Origin of the sequence: Halolamina salina (genome assembly GCF_042678005.1) — an archaeon.
GTDB classification, from domain to species: domain Archaea; phylum Halobacteriota; class Halobacteria; order Halobacteriales; family Haloferacaceae; genus Halolamina; species Halolamina salina.
The window spans coordinates 3,476-7,752 of record NZ_JBHUDH010000168.1; the positions used below are offsets into that span (position 1 = coordinate 3,476).

The following is a 4,277-nucleotide window of genomic DNA, read 5'->3' on the forward strand; positions in this document are numbered from 1 at the left end:
GACTGGGTGAACGCGATCCGGGTGCCGTCGGGCGACCAGCTGATCCCCTGGACGCCGGCGGGGACCTCAGTGACTTGCTCCCGGGTCGAGGGATCCTCGACGTCGATGGTCTCGCCGCTCTCGCTCGGGACGAACTCGCCGTCGATGTACTGGCTGGCCCAGTCGGCGTCGATAGTGAACTCGGTGCTCATCGGTGATTTACCGTACGGTCAAGACCCGGATAAGCGACACGGCGACGGTGGTCGGGACCGCTACCGACGGTGTCCTTTCGGGGGTGAGTCGCGTACCGCGGGGACAGTGAACGGGCGGCCGAGCGCCACGGGCGCTACGCTTTTGGTTCGCGGCGACGAGGTGCCGGCGATGCCCGAGGGAACACGGATCGCGGCGGTCGACGCCGTGCCGGAGCGCGGCTCCTACCTGTTCAGCGTCGAGGACGCGTTCACCAACGAGCGCGAGGCGATCCTCGTCCCTTGCGAGGACGAGCCCGGCGTCGAGGCGTGGCTCAACAACTGCCCTCACGAGGACCAGCGGTTCGACCGCGGCGACGGCGCGGCGATGCGGGACGGCGAGATCATCTGCCCGAAACACGGCTCGCTGTTCGACGCCTGCGAGGGCGACTGCGGCAACGGTCCGGCCGCCGGCTCGTCGCTCCGCCCGGTCGAGATCGCCGTCGAGGACGGCGACGTGTTCCTCGTCGACGACGGCTACACCTACCTCAAGGACGGCGGCCTCGACGACGACGAGGGGCCGAGTTCGACCTCCCACCTCTCGTTCTGAGTCGAGCCACGGCTGTCGAAGCTGAAAACGGGGAAAACGCGTTCCGCGGCGGCGGGGTGCCAACCGTCGTGCGTGTCGCCGTCGCCGGAGCGCGCCGGATCGCGGCGTCGGCCGCGACCGCGTGAGGGCCGAAGTTCAGTCGTTACTCGAACAGTTCGACGGCCTGCTCGTAGCGGGCAGACGGCTCCTCCCAGTCGACGACCTCGAAGAACGCGTCGACGAAGTCGCCGCGGGCGGGACCGTAGTCGTAGTAGTAGGAGTGCTCCCAGACGTCGAGCGCGAGGATGGGGTGGCTGCCCCAGAGGGCGCCCTGGTCGTGCTTGTCGACGACGACGTTGCGGAGCTGGTTGCTGTAGGAGTCGTAGACGAGCAGCGCCCAGCCGCCGGCGGCGCCGGCAGCGGCCTCGAACTCGCCCTTCCAGGCCTCGTAGGAGCCGAAGTCCTCCTCGATACGGTCCGCGAGGGCGCCCGACGGCTCGTCGCCGCCCTCGGGGCTCATCGACTGCCAGAACAGATCGTGGAGAATGTGGCCCGAGCCGTTGTGGGTCACGTCGCCGATGGCGCCGGGGGAAGACCCGAACTCGCCGTTCTCGCGGTTCTCCTCGAGCGTCTCCTCGGCGCTGTTCCAGCCGTTGACGTAGCCCTGATGGTGCGTGTCGTGATGCCACGTCAGCACCTGCTCGGAGATCGACGGTTCCAGTGCGTCATACTCGTACGGCAGCGGCGGCAGTTCGTAATCCGTCATGCACTCCATCGTACGGGCCGGGACGGTAAGAGCGTTCCCTGAAACGGATTCAAGTTCGATAGTCGAGAGATAGGTATCCCGAGATAGTTGTCGCTACAAACCTCCTGACTGACTTTCCTCAAAAATACCTCGAGAAACTGGTGTTTCTTCTGTTCCGCCGCCGTGACGGTTAACCGTCCGCACCGACTGGATCGAACCATGTCTTTCGACCAAACGGTAAACGCCCCGGTGCCGGGCGAAACGGTCCGGCACGGGACGGGCGTGAACTCCAACCGCGCGTTCCCCACCGACGGCTATCCTCACAACCTCGACCCGTTCGTGCTGTTCGAGCGGTTCTACATCGAGCCGGACGACGGGTTCCCGACCCACCCCCACAGGGGGTTCGAGATCGTCTCCTACATGCTCGAAGGGGGGATGGAGCACGGCGACTCGCTGGGCGTGACCCACACCGCCTACCCGGGCGACGCGATGCGGATCACCACCGGCGGCGGGATCGAGCACTCCGAGATGCCCGCCGACGGCGCGGGCTGTAACGGCCTCCAGCTCTGGGTCAACCTCCCGCGCGAGAAGAAGGATATCGAGGCCGACTACGCGGACGCGGACGCCGAGGAACTCCCCACCGAGGAGGTCGACGGCGCGACGATCACGACCGTCGTCGGCGAGGGCTCGCCGCTCTCGCTGCACACGCCGATGACGTACCACGACGTGCGCGTCGACGGCACGTGGGAGTGGACGACGCCCGAGGGGTGGGCGGGATTCCTCTACGGCGTCGACGGCGAAGGGATCGTCGACGGCGAGGCGTTCGGGAAAGGCGACGTGCTGCCCGCGACCGACGCCGGCGGCGTCACCGTCGAGGGTGAGTTCCGGCTCGTCGCCGTCGCCGGTGAGCCGCACGAAGAGCCGATTAATCAGCGCGGCCCGTTCGTGCTGTAGCCGGTCACGGCTCGCGACCTGTCGCGCGCTCCGTCGCGCGACCACGCAGCGTGCTGCCGTGACCGTGCTGTAGGCCGACCACGGCTCGTGACCTGTCGCGGACTCCGTTCCGCGACCACGGAGCCTGTTGCCGTGACCACGAAGGGAGCGATTTTTGTCATTCCGTCACTTGTTCCGTGCTATGGCGACACACGCACAGCGCGACGGCCCGACCCCGGCGTCGCTCCCCGACGCCGTCCCGTTCGACCTCCGGAACCTCACGCGACAGAGCTGGAAGCTCGGCAGCCGGATCGTCGACGGCGCCGAACGGGTCGGCGAGTGGCGCCACACCGAAGGACGCTGGACGCTGACGGCGTTCGACGCGACCGACGAGACGCTCGTTCTTCGGCTCCGGACCCCTGTCGGGCGGGTCCGGTTCTACGGCGCGATCGAGGCGGAGTTCCGGGAGGCCCGCCCGGCGCTCGCGTCGGCGGCGGCGTGGGAGCGCGTCGACGAGTGACGGCTCAGGCCCGCGCGACCCGGAGATAGCTCCGGATCAGCGCGTACAGCAGGCCCAGCAGCGCGCCCACCACCAGCACCGCCGGCCCGACGCCCATCGAGATCTCGGTGGCCGTCTCCGTGAACGAGAACAGGTAGGTGATCGTCTCCTCGGTCCCGACGGTGAGGGACTCCACGCCCATCGCCGACAGCACGAGCGGGCCCGCGACGGCCAGCAGCAGCAGGACGGCGAACGCCGACACCGCGGCGCCGGCGAGCTACGAGGGGACCAGATCCCGGACGCGGTAGCCGGCGTCCTCGATGTCCCGGATGATCCCCTGAATGGCCGCCTCGCTGGGCGTCGTCAGCCGCATGACGAGGTCCGCCTCGCCGACGGGTAGCCCCTCCTCGGAGCGGTCGTGGCGCACGCTCCGGATGTTGGTGTCGTGCTCGCCGATCAGCGAGGCGAGTTCGCCGAGCACGCCCGGCTGGTCGTCGATCCGGACCCGGAGCGTGACGAACTGCCGGCGGTCGACCAGCGCGCGGGTCAGCACGTCCTGCAGCGTCGCGAGGTCGATGTTGCCGCCACAGAGCAGCGGCGCGACGGTGCCGTCGACCTCGATCGTCTCCGAGAGCAGCGGCGCGACCGACGCCGCGGCCGCCCCCTCGACGAGCTGTTTGGTGCGTTCGAGCAGCCACAGCGTCGCGGTCGCGATCTCGGTGTCCGACACCGTCACCACCTCGTCGACGCGCTCCTCGATGATCTCGAAGGTGCGCTGGGAGAGGCTGCCCGTCGCGATCCCGTCGGCGATCGTGTCGGGGTGCTCGTTCTCGACGGGCTCACCCTTCCGCAGGCTCTGCGGCGCCGTCGCGGCGTCCTCGGCCTGCACGCCGACGACGCGAACGTCGTGGTCGGCGGCTTCCATCGCCGTCGCGACGCCGGAGATCAGCCCGCCGCCGCCGATCGGGACGACCACGGTGTCGAGGTCGGGCACCTGCTCCAGCAGTTCGAGGCCGAGCGTCCCCTGCCCGGCGATCACCGCGGGGTCGTCGTAGGCGTGGACGAACGCGGTCCCGGGCTCGTCAGCGCGATCCTGCGCCGCGGCCATCGCCTCCGCGAACGTCTCCCCGCGGAGTTCGACCGTCGCGCCGTACCCCTCGGTGGCGTCGATCTTGGCCTGCGGCGCCGTCTCGGGCATGAACACGAGCGAGTCGAGCCCGCGCTCGGTCGCGGCGTAGGCGACGCCCTGTGCGTGGTTGCCGGCGCTGGCGGTGATCACCCCGGCCGCCTTCTCCGCCTCCGAGAGGGTCGCGATCCGGTTGGCCGCGCCGCGGATCTTGAACG

The 4,277-nt window shown here is 69.3% G+C and carries 7 protein-coding genes; 3 read left to right on the forward strand and 4 right to left on the reverse strand.

The features are described 5' to 3' along the window. Positions 1-191 (reverse strand): hypothetical protein (locus tag ACFR9S_RS13280; RefSeq protein ID WP_379818860.1); only part of this gene is annotated, 191 nt, incomplete at its 3' end. A 169-nt stretch (positions 192-360) separates the two neighbouring features. On the opposite strand from ACFR9S_RS13280, the gene ACFR9S_RS13285 reads away from it, so the two are divergent. Beyond that, positions 361-777: a Rieske (2Fe-2S) protein gene (locus tag ACFR9S_RS13285; protein ID WP_379732177.1), complete on the forward strand. Its 417-nt coding sequence runs from the start codon at positions 361-363 to the stop codon at positions 775-777. Positions 778-919: 142 nt separating this feature from the next. Here the strand turns inward: ACFR9S_RS13285 and sod are convergent, their stop codons facing one another. Then, a complete protein-coding gene (gene sod, locus ACFR9S_RS13290; RefSeq protein WP_379818861.1) occupies positions 920-1,522 on the reverse strand; it encodes a superoxide dismutase in 603 nt (200 codons plus the stop codon). Positions 1,523-1,720: 198 nt separating this feature from the next. Between sod and ACFR9S_RS13295 the strand changes: the two genes are divergently transcribed. Both ACFR9S_RS13295 and ACFR9S_RS13300 read left to right on the forward strand, forming a co-directional pair. Beyond that, positions 1,721-2,455, forward strand: coding sequence for a pirin family protein (locus ACFR9S_RS13295; protein WP_379732754.1), 735 nt, complete (start codon positions 1,721-1,723; stop codon positions 2,453-2,455). Positions 2,456-2,636: 181 nt separating this feature from the next. Continuing rightward, positions 2,637-2,954, forward strand: a complete 318-nt coding sequence (locus ACFR9S_RS13300; RefSeq protein WP_379818862.1) for a hypothetical protein — start codon at positions 2,637-2,639, stop codon at positions 2,952-2,954. Between the two features lie 4 nt (positions 2,955-2,958). On the opposite strand, the gene ACFR9S_RS13305 is transcribed toward ACFR9S_RS13300, so the two are convergent. After that, positions 2,959-3,195, reverse strand: a complete 237-nt coding sequence (locus tag ACFR9S_RS13305; protein ID WP_379732884.1) for a hypothetical protein — start codon at positions 3,193-3,195, stop codon at positions 2,959-2,961. A 15-nt stretch (positions 3,196-3,210) separates the two neighbouring features. Beyond that, the coding region (gene ilvA / locus ACFR9S_RS13310) for a threonine ammonia-lyase (RefSeq protein ID WP_379818863.1) at positions 3,211-4,277 on the reverse strand (1,067 nt) is incomplete at its 5' end.

What these genes read in the sequence shown, in the direction of transcription:
- ACFR9S_RS13285 (WP_379732177.1), top strand. Translation starts at nt 361, where the DNA reads ATGCCCGAGGGAACACGGATCGCGGCGGTCGACGCCGTGCCGGAGCGC.
- ACFR9S_RS13295 (WP_379732754.1), top strand. Translation starts at nt 1,721, where the DNA reads ATGTCTTTCGACCAAACGGTAAACGCCCCGGTGCCGGGCGAAACGGTC.
- sod (WP_379818861.1), bottom strand. Translation starts at nt 1,522, where the DNA reads ATGACGGATTACGAACTGCCGCCGCTGCCGTACGAGTATGACGCACTG.
- ACFR9S_RS13300 (WP_379818862.1), top strand. Translation starts at nt 2,637, where the DNA reads ATGGCGACACACGCACAGCGCGACGGCCCGACCCCGGCGTCGCTCCCC.